General features: G+C 37.9%; 13 protein-coding genes. 9 read left to right on the top strand and 4 right to left on the bottom strand.

Annotation, left to right across the window (positions count from 1 at the left end; translation table 11 throughout):
• Nucleotides 1–498: 498 nt before the first annotated feature.
• On the top strand, nucleotides 499–1143 hold the full coding sequence (dhaL, locus tag F6K27_RS27630; RefSeq protein WP_287276083.1) for a dihydroxyacetone kinase subunit DhaL: 645 nt from the start codon (nucleotides 499–501) through the stop codon (nucleotides 1141–1143).
• 768 nt (nucleotides 1144–1911) lie between these two features.
• Nucleotides 1912–3033 carry a retropepsin-like aspartic protease gene (locus F6K27_RS27625; RefSeq protein ID WP_287276082.1) on the top strand — a complete coding sequence of 374 codons (1122 nt, stop codon included), beginning with the start codon at nucleotides 1912–1914 and terminating at the stop codon, nucleotides 3031–3033.
• Between the two features lie 1237 nt (nucleotides 3034–4270).
• Here the strand turns inward: F6K27_RS27625 and F6K27_RS27620 are convergent.
• On the bottom strand, nucleotides 4271–4969 hold the full coding sequence (locus F6K27_RS27620) for a hypothetical protein (protein WP_287276080.1): 699 nt from the start codon (nucleotides 4967–4969) through the stop codon (nucleotides 4271–4273).
• A gap of 462 nt (nucleotides 4970–5431) precedes the next feature.
• On the opposite strand from F6K27_RS27620, the gene F6K27_RS27615 reads away from it, so the two are divergent.
• The 4 genes from F6K27_RS27615 to F6K27_RS27600 all read left to right on the top strand — a co-directional run bounded on the left by F6K27_RS27615 (nucleotide 5432) and on the right by F6K27_RS27600 (nucleotide 10370).
• The gene (locus F6K27_RS27615) at nucleotides 5432–7114 is read left to right on the top strand and encodes an NAD(P)H-quinone oxidoreductase subunit 4 (RefSeq protein ID WP_287276078.1); all 1683 of its coding nucleotides are present in this window, start codon (nucleotides 5432–5434) and stop codon (nucleotides 7112–7114) included.
• Nucleotides 7115–8469: 1355 nt separating this feature from the next.
• A complete protein-coding gene (locus F6K27_RS27610) occupies nucleotides 8470–9081 on the top strand; it encodes a cupin (protein ID WP_287276076.1) in 612 nt (203 codons plus the stop codon).
• Between the two features lie 226 nt (nucleotides 9082–9307).
• Nucleotides 9308–9511, top strand: coding sequence for a hypothetical protein (locus F6K27_RS27605; RefSeq protein WP_287276074.1), 204 nt, complete (start codon nucleotides 9308–9310; stop codon nucleotides 9509–9511).
• 358 nt (nucleotides 9512–9869) lie between these two features.
• On the top strand, nucleotides 9870–10370 hold the full coding sequence (locus F6K27_RS27600) for a TerB family tellurite resistance protein (protein ID WP_124147766.1): 501 nt from the start codon (nucleotides 9870–9872) through the stop codon (nucleotides 10368–10370).
• A gap of 537 nt (nucleotides 10371–10907) precedes the next feature.
• Here the strand turns inward: F6K27_RS27600 and F6K27_RS27595 are convergent.
• Nucleotides 10908–12443, bottom strand: a complete 1536-nt coding sequence (locus F6K27_RS27595; RefSeq protein ID WP_287276072.1) for a cytochrome P450 — start codon at nucleotides 12441–12443, stop codon at nucleotides 10908–10910.
• Nucleotides 12444–12794: 351 nt separating this feature from the next.
• Complete coding sequence (locus F6K27_RS27590) at nucleotides 12795–13547, bottom strand: tRNA-dependent cyclodipeptide synthase (protein ID WP_161564760.1); 753 nt, start codon at nucleotides 13545–13547, stop codon at nucleotides 12795–12797.
• 473 nt (nucleotides 13548–14020) lie between these two features.
• Between F6K27_RS27590 and F6K27_RS27585 the strand changes: the two genes are divergently transcribed.
• From F6K27_RS27585 to F6K27_RS27575, 3 genes are all read left to right on the top strand, one after another.
• Nucleotides 14021–15028: a transposase gene (locus F6K27_RS27585; protein ID WP_287276070.1), complete on the top strand. Its 1008-nt coding sequence runs from the start codon at nucleotides 14021–14023 to the stop codon at nucleotides 15026–15028.
• On the top strand, nucleotides 15029–15229 hold the full coding sequence (locus F6K27_RS27580; protein ID WP_287284260.1) for a hypothetical protein: 201 nt from the start codon (nucleotides 15029–15031) through the stop codon (nucleotides 15227–15229).
• Between the two features lie 418 nt (nucleotides 15230–15647).
• Entirely contained in the window at nucleotides 15648–17048 is a 1401-nt protein-coding gene (locus tag F6K27_RS27575; RefSeq protein ID WP_124143571.1) for a YdiU family protein, read from the top strand.
• A 574-nt stretch (nucleotides 17049–17622) separates the two neighbouring features.
• Here F6K27_RS27575 and F6K27_RS27570 read toward each other — a convergent pair.
• Nucleotides 17623–17841, bottom strand: a 219-nt coding sequence (locus tag F6K27_RS27570) for a hypothetical protein (protein WP_287276067.1), incomplete at its 5' end; no start/stop codon positions are given.

The raw sequence follows: 17841 nt of genomic DNA, 5'->3' as shown, positions 1-17841 counted from the left end.
TTGCAGTTAGATGGGGCGAAGTCGGTTAAAGAGTATATTGTTGGTCAACTAGAGCTCGATATAGAATCTGGTTGAATAGTTATTGTATAGTTGGGAGTAGGGGAGTAGGGGAGTGGGGGAGTGGGGGAGATGGAGAAATATTTGGTAATAGTTGAAGATGGAAGATTTTTTATAGTAACCGCCAAGGCGGTTAGGACAATTAGTGCGAGCATCTTGCTCGTGTCATAAATCATCATAATTACCCGATGTCCTAACTATAGTGGCGACTGCTATATACCGAATTAAACGGATTTGATATAATCAGTATTCAACCGGATTTGATATTATTTCTCCCCACATCTTCCCTCCTGTTTCCTGTCTCCTGTCTCCTGTCTCCTACCCCTACTAAAAGACTTTTGAGCCCAAACCCTAATTATTAATTGTTCAACATTTTCTTGATATGTCTGAACTCATAGATTTAAGATAAACTTATACCTTGTCAAAACTTTTTCTTAAACTATGGTAAACAAAGAGCAAATTATCCAATGGCTACAAGCAGTAGCAACAGTCTTAGAAGAAAAGAAAAATTATCTGACAGAATTAGATGCCATCATTGGTGATGCTGACCATGGCATTAATATGAATCGTGGCTTTCAGAAAGTTGTAACTCAACTACCCACTGTTGCTAATAAAGATATCGGCAGTATTTTCAAAACTGTGAGTATGACTTTAATCTCTTCTATAGGTGGTGCTAGCGGACCTCTATATGGCACTTTATTTTTGCGAATAAGTACTGTAGTAGCGGGGAAGTCAGAAATAACGACGGAAGATATGGCTAAAATATTAGTAGCAGCAGTTGAGGGAGTGGTGCAGCGAGGTAAAGCTAACTTGGGAGACAAAACCATGTTAGATGCTTTGTCACCTGCAGCAGATACTTTTACAGAAGCAGCGGAAAATGGTTGTAGTTTAGTGGAGAGCTTGAAACAAGCTGTAAATGCTGCTGAACAGGGGATGAAAAATACGATTCCGATGTTAGCAAAGAAAGGAAGAGCAAGTTATTTAGGCGATCGCAGCATCGGTCATCAAGACCCAGGAGCAACTTCAACCTATCTCATACTCAAGACCTTGTTAGATACTTTAGAAAGCGATCACCAGATTAATTAGGGTTTGCGCTTCACTAGTCTTTTAGTAGGGGTAGGAGGTAGGAGACAGGAGACAGGAGACAGGAGACAGGAGACAGGAGACAGGAGACAGGAGACAGGAGACAGGAGGAACGGGGAATGAGCGAGGAGATGGGGTTCATTAATGGATAATGGATAATGGATAATTGATAATTACCTCTGGTTAAAACCGCTACGGAATTGAATATAAGGAAATATTATTTCTTCTCTTGGTTGATTGGATATGGCGAGGAGACCCGTTCTTGCAGACCCGCTCCGAAGATCGCCATCCCTCGACCGCTTTTTCCCCTTAAAAGGGGAGGCTTTAAACTATAATTATTTAATTATTAATTATTAATTATTAATTATTCGGTAAGAATTATCCCAAGATTGTTAATTATTAATTATTCGGTAAGAATTATCCCAAGATTGTTCTGCCATAATCGTCCCAAAATACTAGCTTTTTGAGCGTTTTAGACTGAAACAGGCGAACTTTTTAAAGGCCCCAAAAGGCACTTGTCTTTATATATCAATGCTTTTAGATTTAATCAGCAGAGCAATAATTAACAATGTAAGTATTTCCTGCGGAATGCTGCGCAAACAGCTATTAGCTGTCAGATCTCAGCTCTTATGAGGGGATTTTAATATATAGATTTAAAGGCAGCTTTTAGGCGTAAAATTTAATTCTCATTCAATTAGTTTTTATCTATAACTAGAAAGAAGCAATAGCTGATGGCTGATAGCTGACGGCTGAATGCTTAACTTAACAACTATGAACAAATTTTGGAGTATTGCAGCTATTATTTTCAGCTCTATTAGCTGCCAAGTTTTTTCCCATAATTTAGTTATACCAAAACCTATTATTTATTCGCAAAATTTAGCTTTAGGCAATCAGAAATACAGTAGGGTGTATGGCAACACAGCTAAACAAAATATAGGAGACAATAGACAACTTTATGTAAATCCTGAAATTGTAGAAAATACTATTCATAAATACAGAAAAATTGGAGCTATTGTAGAATTAGAAGGTCTAAATTTACCCCGTCCAAAAGTAACAGGTCAAGCAACTGTTCCTTTTCAATTTTTAACAGGAGGAAAAGCTTTTACTTTAACAGCAACTTTGGGAAAAAAATCGGGTAATTTCTTATTAGATACGGGTGCTTCTACTTCCATTATTGCCACAGAAACTGTAAAAGAATTAGGTTTAACGGGAAAACCAGTACCGCAAGAGCTTTTAACCTATGCAGTAGCGGGAGATGAATGCCCAGAAATGAAAGCTAATTTGCATCGTTTACCCGTGTTAAAAATTGATAATGTCAAAGTAGAGGAGTTAACAGCTTTAGAATTTACTACTACTGTCATGCCAGATGGATTATCGGGAGTTTTAGGAATGGATATTTTGAGTAATTTTGATGTAGAAATTCATCCTCAAACTCAAGAATTAAAATTATTGCCTCCGACTCCAATACCTAGTGCAAATATTAATGATGCTATTCCACTTAAAGCGAAGTTAGGTGTGATGTTAACTGAGGTAGAAATTAATGGCAAAGGTCCGTTTATTTTTATGTTAGATACGGGGGCAGAAAGTATTTTTATTTCTCAAAAATTAGCTAATCAGTTAAATATTTCTGCTGCTGAGAGACAGGAAATTCGAGTGCAAGGTTTTTGTGGAATAGAAATGGCAGAATATGCCTCTTTAGCTAAAGTGAAAATGGGAAATTATCAACTCACAAATTTAGAAACAGTGATTTTATCTTCCCCTGTATTGAAATTATTAGAAGTTGATGGAATTTTAGGGCAAAATTTTTTGAACAATTATCAGCAATATTGGCGCTTTAATCAAAAAAATCCAGAAAATTTTCCGGCGGATGGAAGTTTATTATTAACTCCTTAAAAAGCGTTTCGGTCCGGAATGCTCCGCAAACAGATACCATTAACAAATTTTAGGCTAATAGCTAATAGCTGATAGCTAGTTAACTAAATGCGGATAGTTTTTACCGGAAAATTTTGGTCTAAAGTCTCCTCTTTTAAGGGGATAAAAAAAAAGAGAATATTCCATATTTCAAGCCTCCTTATTGCAGAGGTACTGTTAACTAAGTTCCGACCATAGGAGGCTAACTGATAACTGATAATACCAATTTCCATGCATTAATGCTATACTTCCGATGAACTTCAGTTATTAAGTAATAATAATCGTTTAGTAATGTTTATAACGATTATCGGCATTAAACCAAGATATCTTATCTCTTTTCACCCTACTCCCTACTCCCTACTCTCAAGGAGATGTAGCAATAATGCGTGAGATTTGGTATAACTGATAACTGATAACTGAAATGACACTCTTGAAATATCTATTTTTTTGAGTACATATTAGTTATCGTATAAGTCAGGAGTCATAATAAAAGAGGGATAAATGAAAAAGGAAGGATTAGAGTGGGAATTATCTGGGGAAATTCCGGCATTTTATCTCTGCATTGAATGGAAGTAGAGAGTGCGATAACTATATAGATTTTACAGCAGATTCCAAGTATATGAAGTACAGAGATTAACAATTGAATGAATTCAAGTGCGGACATCTTGCCCGTGATAGGTGTACCTCACCAAAGTGGAATGTGCTGTATATAAAACTTTATTGTAGCAAGCATAAAAAAGAAAAAAAATCTTTTAGTTAATCCTATAGTTTTAAGAAGAGGTAATTGTTAATTATTGAACTATTTGAGGCTGTTCATACAACAAATTAATTTGAGAATACCTTTGTTGTATCCCCAGCAAGCAAGATTTAACTTCAGACCTAAAACCTAACACCTAAAACCTAACACCAATTCCCAAAAATAATGCTATACTCCCGATGGGACTTCAGTTATTAAGTAATAATAGTGGTTCAATAATTTTTGTAATGATTATTGGCATTAAGCCAAAATATCTTATGTTTTTGAACCCTACTCCCTACTCCCTAGTCTCAAGGATATGTAGCAATACTTTTGATATTTGGTATAACATCTACAACCTAAAACCTATAGTGTTAAGGACAAGTAATTGTTAGTTATTGAACTATGTTAGGTTGTTCATCCAACCAATTAATTTGAGAATACCTTTGTTAAATCCCCAGCAAGCAATATTTAACTTCAGACCTAAGATTTAACACCTACCACCTTCTTCAATCTTTTAGCAATTCTCAAACATTTATAAAAAGTAGCAATCAAAAATACTTCAGCAAAAACTTTAAATATTTCCTCTATACTCCTGAGCCATTCCCTTTGCATTTCTTGAGTTTCATTCAACAAATTTGATGTTTCTTGACCTTGAGTCAAAAAATCAAGTGCAATGGAACAACAAGCTAAAATCAAAGCAATCTTAAAATAACTAAAAGCCTCTCGATATTGATAAAACTCCTGACGAAAATAGTAAATTACCAACAACCCAATAATCCCGTAAATCACAATAATTAAATCGTCAATACTATCAGTCAAAGCAGTTTCCTGAATTTGAAAGATCCAATGAATAAATTTATCTAACCTTTCATGAATTTGAATTAGTTCATCCACAGCACAAAACACAAAACCAAAAGCCAAAAACTGCCAAAGTATTTGATAATTATTTCCAGACTCAGATACCCCTTTTCTGCCAACTCTTAAACGATAAATTTTCCAGTTAATTCCAGCAATAATTAATAACTGAATACCCGATAACCAATTAATCAAAGACCCCTCATCAAAATATCGATATGGTCCTTTATCCAGTAGTATTGCCCGGAAGATAACAGCAGCGATCACCACAAAATCCACAAATAATGCGATCGATAATAGTTTTTTAGTAGAAAATCCTGACATCAAAATTATTAATAGGAGGGAACAGGCAACAGGGAACAGGGAACAGTAGGAAAAACATTTCCCTGTCTAAAGAGCATTATTAGTCTATGTCCGCGCCCTATCTGTCTATTTTTATACCTCAGATTCCGTACGTCAATTTGTCACATAAAAAGTACCACAAATATCAGTGGGTTGCTCAGTATTTATACTTTATAAATCATCATAATTGAACTGAGATGGTAGCCAAATTAAATTGAATAAATTAAGCATAAATACTTGATGGAGCCAAATAATTAGCCAGTATCATTCCCTACTAACTCCTGACTCCTGACTCGGTCCTCCTGACTCCTGCTTCAATTATAAGTTAAACTTATGTTATAATTTAGATATAAATATTCATATTTTTTTCAATATTTATTTACAAAGGTTTACAAAGTTTAGTAATATAGAATTGACCAAAGGTAAGTATTTGTTCTCACTGTTATGGCAACTCAATTTCCCTGGCTGACCACAATCGTCCTACTGCCACTTCTGGCCGCCCTACTCATTCCCGTCATCCCCGATAAAAACGGAAAAACCATGAGATGGTACGCCCTTGGTGTAGGAATTATAGATTTTGCACTGATGTGCTACGCCTTCTGGAATAGCTACAATGCCAGCGACTCAGCTTTTCAACTCGTAGAAAAATATGCCTGGCTCCCTCAGATAGGTCTAAGTTGGGCAGTATCAGTAGACGGTTTATCTATGCCACTGGTACTTTTAGCTGGCCTGGTAACAACACTCTCAATATTCTCGGCGTGGCAAGTAGACTACAAACCACGTCTTTTTTACTTTCTAATGCTGCTGCTATACTCCGCCCAGATAGGAGTATTCGTAGCCCAAGACATGATGTTACTGTTTATTATGTGGGAACTAGAGCTAGTTCCTGTCTACCTGCTCATTTCCATCTGGGGTGGCCAAAAGCGTCGCTACGCTGCAACAAAATTCTTGCTCTACACAGCAGCAGCTTCCATATTTATTCTAGTGGCAGCCTTAGGAATGGCCTTATACGGTGGCGGCAATATTACCTTCGATATGGTGGAACTAGGTCTGAAAGATTATCCACTGACCCTAGAGCTTCTACTTTACGCAGGATTATTAATCGCTTTTGGAGTAAAGCTGGCCATTTTCCCTCTACATACATGGCTACCTGATGCTCACGGCGAAGCTTCTTCACCTGTATCAATGGTTCTGGCAGGTGTATTGCTCAAAATGGGTGGATATGGATTAATTCGCCTCAATTTAGAAATGCTCTCTGATGCTCATGTTTATTTTGCTCCTATTCTGGCAATCCTGGGTGTCGTTAATATTGTTTATGGCGGGTTGAACTCTTTTGGCCAGTCTAATATGAAGCGCCGTTTGGCTTATTCATCTGTAGCTCACATGGGCTTTGTTTTGTTAGGTATTGCTTCCTTCACTGACTTGGGTGTGAGTGGTGCTTTATTACAGATGATTTCCCACGGTTTAATTGCTGCAGTATTATTCTTCCTCGCAGGTATAACTTACGATCGCCTCCACACTCTGAAGTTGGACGAAATGGGCGGTCTCGGTCAAGTGATGCCAAAAGTATTTGCTCTATTTACAGTTAGTGCCATGGCATCCTTAGCACTTCCTGGAATGAGTGGGTTTGCTAGCGAACTGATGGTATTCGTCGGAGTGACTAGCAGCGACGTTTATAGTTCGACTTTCCGCACTGTAACAGTTTTCCTCGCAGCAGTTGGTTTGATTTTGACACCTATTTATTTGCTTTCCATGTTGCGTCAAATGTTCTACAGCACTGGTAAAGCACCTGCTTGTATTCTCAAAGATACTCCTTATGAAAATGAAGTTTTAGATGAAGCAGTTTGTTACGGTACTAATTGTGTCTTACCTGCCAATGCTGTCTATACTGATGCCAGACCACGAGAAGTAGCGATCGCTGCTTGTTTCTTGGTTTTGATTATTGGTATTGGTTTATATCCTAAAATGGCAACTCGGATGTACGATGCGAAGACAGTGGCAGTAAATAGTCAGGTTCGTCAATCATACACTTTTGCTAAAGCTAATCCTCAACTATTTGCAAAAGGACCATTATTCCCCAAGATGCCTGAGTCTGAAGTATTATCAGTTTCTGGTATCTTCAAATAAGATAGCTATCAGCAATTAGCTTTTAGCTTTTAGCTTGGTTTCAAAATATTACTTTTAGTTAGTTTACAGTAGGGATGTTGCATACAATATCCCTACTATTTTTTGTCAAAATTTTCTGCAACATAGCAGAAGGAAGAAGGAAGAAGGAAGAAGGAAGAAAGAAAAATCTTACCGAAAAATTGTGGTCTAAAGCCTCCCCTTTTAAGGTGATAAAAAAAAAGATAATTCTGTATTTCAAGCCTCTTGCTTTCCTAGGTCATGCTGCGCAAACAGCGAGAGGTACTGATAACTGATAACTGATAACTGAAATGACGTTGTCTAAGTTTTAAGTTGTCGATCTGTCCGCTTCCTTTCCTTCGACTGCTATAAGATCAAATCTGGTAGCATTGGTATAATTAGATAGTTAATTAGGAGTCAGGTAGGAAAGCTGTCGGTAGGACAACGTATAGAATTAATAGCTTAGATTGAACTACTCAAACAAAATTTTCTAAGTATTCAAGGCAAATTAATTATATATTTGATTGTCAGCTTAAATAGGCAGAAAAAATTATTTTTAGATTGACTGCTCAAACACAAAAGTCTATTTTATTCTCTATTCCTTGTTCCCTAACTAAAAAAAAATAAAATGGCTACAAAAAAAATAAAAATACTACTAGAAAATGCCCAAACTTCAAGAAAAAATTTAAACTGCCATCCCTATCTTTTTCTTTTATACTGCCACCCACTGATAATGATTATGAGTGGGTAGAAATTAGTCAAACACTAATTTGTCCTCATTGTAAAGCTAATTTAATAGTATCAGTACGCCAATCTCTTTCTGGAGAAGTACAAGATATAGGTAAATTAGAATTGGATTAAAATTATCCTCACTCAAAAGTTTTTAGTAAGGGTTGAAATTTTAATAGTGCATCTACAATAATGCTTCGCTTCGCGATCGCCATTTATAAATTTAACTAGCTATCAGCTTTTAGCTTTTATAACTCTGGGTAAAAATCCTCAGCTTCTTATAAGTCAGATGTTTGAGGAGGAGTTAAAATCTCCTTTCTGTTCCGGAATGCTCCGCAAACGAGGGCGTCTCAAAAAAAATCTACCGATCGCTGTTTGCGTAGCATTCCGCAGGAAAAGCTGACCGCTGAGGTACTTTTTTAAACAATTTATTTAGAAAATTTGTAAAATCTATCACAGTAAAATCTCAATTTTTCTTCTACGAACGTAAAATTCAACTTACTAGAGAAAATTTCATATTTTCTTACAATTCTAGTATTAACTGTAGCTATATAATATATAAGTATTTTTAGTAAATTCTCACAACTTATAGTTAACTAAAGTATCAGCAATACCAGAGGAGAAACAAGATGAAAAATCGAGATTGGTTTTTGACTGAAGACGGTCAATGTCAACCTTGTGAAACTGTGAATGAATGGAAATTATTAAGAGAAAATTATCGATTGTATAGATTCTTAACAGAACTAGAAGATACCCTAAAAGATACCACAGATGAAGCAAATTCTCTACAGAAAATTCGACTTTTAGTTAGACAATTTATTACTAATTCATACTGGCTGCAAAGCCAGGAGCCAGAACCTTGCGAAAAAACAGGAACTTCCGTTATTTTATTATACGATGAGTTAGGATTTCCCTTAACAGTACAAACAGTAAAATTTATGCCAGGCACAATTTCAACAATTCATAATCATGGTACTTGGGGAATAGTAGCAGTATTAAAAGGTCAGGAAAAAAATACTTTTTGGAAACGTAGTCCTGACCCAGAAAATAAATATAAAATTGAAAGAGTTGGAGAAAAAATATTACAACCAGGAGACTTAATTAGTTTCACTTCTAATGCTATTCATAATATAGAAGTAATCGGAGATGAACCTACATTTACTTTTAATATTTATGGTGAAACAAAATCTTCTGAAAGGTTTGAATTTGATCCAGTTGCACAAACAGCTAAGAAATTCTGAATAAGGAATTAGGAAGAAGGAAAATATAGCGCTGTGCGCAGGCAACAGGCAACAGGCAACAGCTCATCTGGGGGAATAAATTACCGATAATATAAGACTTTTAGCTATTTGGCCTCTCCTGCAATTTGTAAATATACCAGCGCTCATTGCTATATATTGGCAATAATTTCTAGCAAATCACTAACTATTACAGTATCTTCAATAATATAGACAGGACTTACGCAAATTGACTTTTAAACCACCATCTGTAGGGGTAAATAGTATTCGTAGTGGCGTGACACAGCTAAAATGGTGGATTAGATGGGGAGATGGGGAGATGGGGAGATGGGGAGATGGGGAGATCAAGACACCTAGAAACAAAAATCTATTACACAGTTTTAGGCGTGTCACGCCAGTAGGGGTAAATAGTATTCTTTATCGCCATAAGTAGGGCTTGCTGATTAATACTCAAAGTATTGATAAATAAAGGTACTAGCCTTTTTGGGGTTCAAAAAAGTGCCAGCTTTTCGGTGCCAAGAGCTGCATAAAGCTAGTATTTTGGGCTGACTATGGTATAAAAATAAAGGGATAATTCTTACTCCTACCTCCTCACTCATTCCTATTTCTCCTGTCTCCTGTCTCCTGTCTCCTGTCTCCTGTCTCCTACCCCTACTAAAAGACTTTAGCAAACCCTATTTAGAGGTATCAGAAACAGATTACTCTTAAAGTTTCATTTCTTGATTGTCCTAAACAAGACGTAATGATATAAAATTAGAACTGCTCAAAACCAAGAATAAAAGGAGGAAAATATGAGCAGTGGAAAAACTGTCGCACTGAGCAAATATGCTCAACATAAATATGGCATCGCCGCTCAATCTTTAATTGATTTTGAGGTAGGAGTCAATTGTGGTTGCGCGTTATTGGCGATCGCTGGAGCGGATGGACAACTGGCAGAAGCAGAATTTCAGTGGTATATTGACGAACAGGAAATGGTGGCAGTAGACTCGGAAGCATTTCAAGAGTATATTGAAATCCTCCGCAAATTCGATTGGAAAAATGCTAACCTTGAAGAGCTATTGAGTCAAATAAAATTTAATTTTCCACTTAATTTTCGCCACTCCCTATTGTACCAAGCGATCAAAATGAGTCGAGCTGATGGGTTCTACCATGAAAAAGAAAAAGCGGCGGTGGCTAAAGCGGCGGAAATTTTGGGTGTTGACAGCAAGGTGGTTGTTAGTCTAGAGTCGATTGCCGAAATGGAAGATACAGCAGATCGGCTGCGCATTGCCTTATTTGAAACAAAAGCTTAATTCTGCCTTATATCTATAGCGATTGCATATCTGTAATAGCGAGAGAGGACTTGAAGCTACTTGTCCAACAAGTAAATCCAAATCCTCTCATATAGAATCCGGTTATATAATAAGTGTTCAACCTGATTTTATATTAGGCAGAAACCTGGTTTACCACGGTAATGTTTTCTGATTTTTTCACTAATGAGGGATCATACCCTAAACTGTAACGTTATAGTTATTGAAATTTTTGGATGAGATCAAATCCGTTGGCTTCGGAGTAATATAATTCCTATCGTCAGTAGGGAAAAAATGTTGCTCATTCCTAGAATTTCGACTTATTATTCCTCACTACTGAATTATACTAATGCTACCGGATTTGATATGATATAGAATCCAGTTATATAAGCAGAAACCGGGTTGATCGCGGTAATGTTTTCTGATTTTTTCACTAATGAGGGATCATATCCTAAACTGTAACGTTATAGTTATTGAAATTTTTGGATGAGATCAAATCCGCTTATATAATAAGTGTTCAACCTGATTTTATATCAAACTTTATTCAGCTAGAGGTTCGATGACAATTGTTCCTGGTTGTGCAGGTCGGGGCATAGTCTTATAGTGCTTTAACTGTAGGTCAATGCCTTGAGCTGAAACTTCGTAGCGACTGTAAAGCTCCGATAACAGAATAGACTGCATCTGTACCGAGAAGATTCTTCCAGGGCACTTGCGAGGGTTTCCCTGAGAGTTGGTCATGCTGAAGGAATTGATCTCATAGCGATCGCGTGCAAGTACCGAATTGAGGTTTTCGCGATTAGATTTTAAGATGGCATCTATATTTGTTGGGTCGAATAGGTTCGGATTAGGGAATATCGACGGATCGGAGTTCGCCTGCTGACGATCGAGCCACATCATAGTGCCCTGCGGAACTGTGACCGAACGCCCCTGATGCTGAAGAACAAAAGGGGTCGTCGTGCGACGCCATAATGCTGTGGGGTTGCTACCACCTAAGCGCAATGCCTCTAGTACAACTTTATTGATGAAGGATAGTTTTTCCTCATTGCCACCGGAACGGACTTCGGTAACGACCCTCGCTTTAATATCGGGCGAGGTTTCCAAAAAAGCAAGGAGCCACAACATACTTAAGGCAGTAGTTTCGTAAGTTGCCACAATGATGGCACCGAGTTCCTTCAGCTTGGCGGGGTCGAGATTTTCGATTTCTGGGACTGTTAGCGATCGCTCCCAGAGAGCGAAGTGCCGCCGGATCAGGTTCGAGTCAGGAGCTGCTTCCAAGGCTTCAAAGTTGTCCGTCAGAAGCTGGCGAACAAACGGAATAATGGTTTCAAAGTCGCTCATAGCCGCAGGGTTGACCTTACCGATCGCCTCCGAGGCAATATCTATGAAGTCCCGCGTCACTCGACCATACTCTGTTGATGCCAAATAAGTTGTCAGGGGCGTTTGAGTCAGGTCAAGTATTCCGGGAACGAAGCTGTCTACATGGGCGACAAGGAAAAGTGCAAAGTCGTCGAGAGGCATTTCTTGACTCGCCACACTTTTGAGGTAGTCCACAGCGTGTTTTCTCACAGTTGGCTCAAGCTTGGCGATGAAATTTAGATTGCCAAGGGATCTCTCCACTGCAGCTCGCTTCCCTGGGCGAAGGGGATGGTCGTTTGGCAGAGTGCCGACAAAATCACCGAATAGCCCACTGACCGGGTCTGTAGATGGTGCTAGAACCTGGTCTCTCGTGAGGGGAACATTCGTGTTTTGGTAAATGGCAATCTGTCCATTAAATCGGAAAGAGCAAATGCCCCCGTTTGCCTCAGCACAAGCACTAATACCTGAAGTGCGAAAATAGTTTGATGCTGATTCTCCTCTATCGACAGTTGCTTGGCGAAAGGCATTTCCGTGGTCTTGGAAAAGATTTGGGCCAAAATGATGGGCAAGTACGCCGGGGAAAGGAGAGCTAAAATATCGAAATAGCCAAAAAGTGCCAAGCAGGCGTTCCCCCCATCTGTTTACTCGCCCCCAGAGATGCAGCCAGAGTGGCATTGGCGTCCTTGTGAGAGCATTTTCTGGTCGTTCTGAATTGGTCATAGTACTGGTTCCTCGCTAGACTACAAGATAGATTTTCAGGATTATATCAAAGTTAAGTGGCTACTTAGGGCTTGCTGATTAACCCTCAAAGTATTTACAGATAAAGGATTTAGACTTTTTGGAGCGAAAAAAGTGCAAGCTTGTCGGTTGCTCAAGCTCAAAAAGTTAGCATTTTGAGCAGACAAAGGCGGAAAAATCAAGGGACAATTCCTCCTCCAACCTCCTCTATTAATTCCCATTTATCCTGACTTCCCCTCCCAGGAGGGGAGGGGTTAGGGGTGGGTTGACTCCTGTCTCCTGTCTCCTTGCCTTACCCATAAGACTTTTTCAGCAAACCCTACTTATGCATAGTTAGCGCTTCTTAAAATGGAGAGATACTATTATTAATTGCTTAATCTCTTCCAAAATATCTGGATAATCTCCGTTGACAATCTCAGTTAGGGTGCTGAATGTTCCTGGGTATACCATGACCGAAAACCCACGCTTTTGAAGACAGGCGAAAATAGCAAATTCCTCTAAGAAGTAGTCACAGGATCGGCGAATGCGCTGCTCGAGCAAGGTATCGCTCTGGTTTGAATATCGCCTAATCTGATAGTTGCGACTAAATGCTTCAACTGACGAGCGGAATTTAGCATTGCTTTTAAAATATATCTGGAGATATTGGTGAAAGTGTGCATAATCATCCCAGGTCTGAATTTGACTGCAAGTCTCGAAGGTAAATTTAGTCTGCTCTCCAAATGCCTTAAAAATATGTTCCTGTTCCCGAACGAAAGCACGACCAATTTCTAAAGCTTCAACCAGTGCAGTTTCTTGGTCTAGCGATCGCTTCAGTTCTATATTGATACGGTGAATGCTGTCTCCCACCAAGACTAGACAATGGGAAAACCTCCGGGAAATCCATTCAACCATGGCCTTAACCTTTGCTGGTTGAAAATTACTATTCTCAAGACTCACTCCTAAAAAACAGGAATCAAGTTGTTCAAAATTAGTCCTGGCACAGAGAGGATGTACAGAATCAATTTTAGCTTTATATTGCAACCCAAGAATTAATTCCGAGGTTGGAGAGTTATTTAATCGCTCTAGAACTGGTGGTAAAGAAGCCATAAACATTTTTATCAGACAACAAACAAGTAATATCATGTCCGGTAGCATCGGTATTGTATAGCAAAGGTAAGGAACGGGAAACAGACAGGAAGGTTTAATAGCAAGAAAAAAAAACTTAAATTTCCTGTATATACTCACCCTTGGGTTTACACAAACGATTGCCTTCGGGCATGATATAATATCAAATCCGGTAGCATCGGTGTAATTAGATTATTATGGTGGGGAGTGTGGGGACCCACCCCTAACCCCTCCGGTGGAGGGGAATTATCGAGAAATATTTGGTAATGGTTGAAGATGGAACATTTTTTTATACCGAATTAAACGGATTTGATATAACTGAATATTGAAAACTGGGGGAATTAGGATCGGGGTGATTAACTGTTGAATGAAAATTGTATAAAATAGTTGGTATTTGTAACAAATGTGTGTTAATATTAAACAGGTAACTAAAAAAATGAAATAATTCTGCATGAATGCGACTTGTTGACAGACATATTATTAACCGAACACATAACTTTTGGCGAGTGTGTGATGAGTTAGCCTTTAAGTCAAAAAACTTGTATAATTTGGCTAATTATTACTGTCGTCAGCATTTTTTCTCTACTGGTCATAGTCTGGATTTAACTAAACTCTACCATGCAACCAAAGAGAGTGATGCCTATAGATCATTACCAACTAAAGTATCAAAACAAATAATCAAATGCTTGGTTGCCACTTGGCGTGGTTATTTTCAGGCAATCAAAGAATGGTCAAAACATCCAGAGAAGTTTTTGGGGAAGCCCAAAATACCCAAATATAAGGACAAAACCAAAGGTAGAAATGTAGTTATCTATTCAAAGGAATCAGTCTATAAAGCTCCTTTGAAAAATGGTATTTGTCACTTATCAATGAGTGATATCAAAATACCTGTAGTTGTGGAAACTGTAATCGAAGTCAGGATAGTACCTGCTACGAGCTGCTATATAATTGAAGTACTGTATGAAAAAACTCTTCAGCCACAAATACACTCAACATATGTAGCCGGAATAGACTTAGGGATTGACAGATTAGTAGCTCTATCTACAAACAAGCCCGGTGTTAAACCTATGCTGATTAACGGGAAGCCACTAAAAAGCGTCAATCAACTATATAATAAGCGTAAAGCTAAGTACCAAAGTCATCTCAAAGGCAACAGAAAAACTAGCCGTAAGATTGAAGCGTTAACCTACCGCCGAAATCGTTTTGTCGAGAATTATCTGCATAACACCAGTAAATTAGTGGTGAATTATTTAGTCACTAACAGAATTGGTATTGTAGTCATCGGCCAAAATGATAACTGGAAACAGGGTGCAAACATCGGTAAAAAAAACAATCAAAACTTTACCCAAATACCCCACTCAAAGCTAATTCAACAGATAACTTATAAATGTCAACTAGCTGGTATCAAAGTTATGGATACAGAAGAAAGTTACACTAGTATTACTTCTGCACTTGACCTATAATTGCCATGTCAGCAGGAAAATTATGTGGGAAAACGAGTCAAACGTGGTTTGTTTAGAAGTGGAACTGGTAAAGTGATTAATGCGGATATCAATGGTAGTCTTCAAATTATCAGAAAGAAATTCCCAGAGTGCTTTACTGCCGAGGGAATAGTGAGCTGTGCCGTACAGCCTATATTGGTTAATCCAATATCAAGAATTTAACAACTGCAATTTTCTACAGTTTTTTTCGTACGGTGACGTTTAACAAACTGCTCTTGTAGGCATCAGTTTAATACACATCGCTTATTTGCATAAGTTCTCAAGTTTTGTCTTTTTGATACAGAGCTTAGAACTGGGAAGCCATAACGCGGGACTTATAGCTCCCTCGAACCCCCACAATAGCACAATAGTTAAAAGATTAACAAAGGCCAAAAACACTTCATAATTCTTTACAAACAGCCTCTGAGAAGATAGCCTTCTTCCATCTTGTCATTTCCTTCATATAATATAATCATGTTTGTACAATTTTAATTACAGAATAGATTTGAGCAGAAGTGAATGTATTGAAAAATAATAAAAAAATGTTTAACTCATAATCTCCTGGATTTAACTTATGATATTACTTTTGACTTAGAAAACAATGTCTAATCCTCTCCTTTCGCTCAACTATGAACCTGCCATCCAAGCTTTAGGTGGTGACTATTATGATGAAGTACTTGCTGCTGAATTTCCCCAACATATTTTGCGGTTTCGTAATGATAAATTGCTCCCTAAAATAGGACTAACTCCTGAAGATGTTAAGGATGAGCATTTTATTGAAGCTTTTGGTAAATTTCATTGTGTCGGACCTTTTTTAGCTCTACGTTATCACGGTTATCAATTTGGTGAATATAATCCTTACTTAGGAGATGGTAGGGGTTTTCTTTACGGTCAAGTGCGTGGGGTAAATGGTGAATTATATGATTTTGGCACAAAGGGTTCCGGTAGAACACCTTATTCTCGCAGTGCGGATGGCAGACTGACTCTAAAAGGTGGGGTCAGAGAGGTATTAGCCGCCGAAATGTTACATCGTCATGGGGTTCGTACTTCTCGATGTTTGAGTTTGATTGAAACTGGGGAGGGGTTATGGCGTGGAGATGAACCTTCTCCTACTCGTTCATCGGTGATGGTACGTTTTAGTAGTTCTCATGTCCGGTTTGGTACCTTTGAAAGGTTGTATTATTTCAAACGTCCCGACTTAACTAAAAAGCTATTAGATCATGTAATTGATTATTATTATTCTGAATTAAAAGAACAGAGCGATCACTATTCTTTATTCTACTCAGAATTAGTAAAAAGAGTTGCGAAATTAGTGGCTCAATGGATGGCTGCGGGATTTTGTCATGGTGTATTAAATACTGATAATATGTCAATTACTGGGGAAAGTTTTGATTATGGTCCTTATGCTTTTATTCCCACTTATGACCCCAAATTTACAGCAGCTTATTTTGATTATTCTGGTCTTTATCGTTACAGTCATCAACCGTTAGTTTGTAAGTCAAATTTACACTTACTTCAAGACGCATTAGCTGCAGTTATTGACCGAGAAAATATGAGGGCGAGTTTAGATGAGTTTGATGATGTTTATCTGCTTGAATATAGGCGATTAATGATTAATAGGTTAGGGTTTGAACATTTGCCAGAAACAGATGCAGAAAAGTTACTTCAGCTAACTATTAAACTGCTGGAAAGTTCTCAGGTTGGCTATCACGATTTCTTTTTAGGATTGAGAAAAGAATTTTCTCCAGATTGGCGTGATGATGTTAATCAAATTTTTGCTGATTTTGAACAATCAGAATTAATGGAGTCGTGGCGACAATATTATTATCATTTATTACAGACTTATTCTAATGATGAATTAAAAGCAATGGCAGAAAGGTTGAAGCAATATAATCCTCAACAAAGTTTAATTCGACCTATAATTGAATCAGTATGGGAATCCATTACAGTAGAGGATAATTGGCAGCCATTTTATGATTTACTGAAGCAAATATGTGATTGAAGAGGCAGGAGGCAGAAGGCAGAAGGCAGAGGGAAAGAAAAGGTTAGAAGGGAGAAAGTTTTTTTTATAACTGATTATCCGGACATGATATAAGTCCTAATAATATCAATTTGTCTTCTTACCAGATTAACTAAATTTGTAGGGATTAACGGCCGTTAAACCCTACAAATGGTGTATAATTTCCCTGTTTGCGTAAGTCCTGTTTATATCAAATCCCCTTAATTGCATTATTATAGCAATGTGCGCTGGCATATTTACAAATTACAAGAACTGTCCAATAGCTAAAAGTCTTATACTATCGGTCTTTTATTCCTCCTGTTGCCTGTTGCCTGCGCACAGCGCTATATAAAATCCGGGTAATTAGTCACTGCATTCGTCATTGCGACTGGAACGGAGTGGAAGGAAACAATCTCGTTTGACCATGAGATTGCTTCCCTTCGGTCGCAATGACAACTGTTGCCACTTTGCAAAGATACCAAATGGCTATCTATAGATAATCATAGGTTTCTCAGAACGGCATAATCATACCCATAATCAGCAACGGTAATCAATAAATCTTGCTTTGATAAATCCCTTATAATTCAGTTTTCCATGCTTTAGCTAGACAAAATTTAAGTTTTTCAGCTAATACCATTACGTGAGGTTCACTCAACATAGTGATATGACTTCCAGGAGCCATATAAACCTCTACAGGTTGACTAGAAAGCTGGTTCCATCCCCAAGTTTGGTCGCTGGTAATTTCACCAAGCACTTCCAGCGCTCCCTCATAAACTTCGCTAGTGCGGAACAGGGT

Origin of the sequence: Okeania sp. SIO2F5 (assembly GCF_010692685.1) — a bacterium.
Classification (GTDB): domain Bacteria; phylum Cyanobacteriota; class Cyanobacteriia; order Cyanobacteriales; family Microcoleaceae; genus Okeania; species Okeania hirsuta.
Note: the sequence above shows the minus strand (reverse complement) of the source record. Positions and strands in the feature narration are given on the sequence as shown.

Coding starts and splice junctions, on each gene's coding strand:
- dhaL (WP_287276083.1), top strand. CDS start 499: ATGGTAAACAAAGAGCAAATTATCCAATGGCTACAAGCAGTAGCAACA.
- F6K27_RS27625 (WP_287276082.1), top strand. CDS start 1,912: ATGAACAAATTTTGGAGTATTGCAGCTATTATTTTCAGCTCTATTAGC.
- F6K27_RS27620 (WP_287276080.1), bottom strand. CDS start 4,969: ATGTCAGGATTTTCTACTAAAAAACTATTATCGATCGCATTATTTGTG.
- F6K27_RS27615 (WP_287276078.1), top strand. CDS start 5,432: ATGGCAACTCAATTTCCCTGGCTGACCACAATCGTCCTACTGCCACTT.
- F6K27_RS27610 (WP_287276076.1), top strand. CDS start 8,470: ATGAAAAATCGAGATTGGTTTTTGACTGAAGACGGTCAATGTCAACCT.
- F6K27_RS27600 (WP_124147766.1), top strand. CDS start 9,870: ATGAGCAGTGGAAAAACTGTCGCACTGAGCAAATATGCTCAACATAAA.
- F6K27_RS27595 (WP_287276072.1), bottom strand. CDS start 12,443: ATGACCAATTCAGAACGACCAGAAAATGCTCTCACAAGGACGCCAATG.
- F6K27_RS27590 (WP_161564760.1), bottom strand. CDS start 13,547: ATGGCTTCTTTACCACCAGTTCTAGAGCGATTAAATAACTCTCCAACC.
- F6K27_RS27585 (WP_287276070.1), top strand. CDS start 14,021: ATGCGACTTGTTGACAGACATATTATTAACCGAACACATAACTTTTGG.
- F6K27_RS27575 (WP_124143571.1), top strand. CDS start 15,648: ATGTCTAATCCTCTCCTTTCGCTCAACTATGAACCTGCCATCCAAGCT.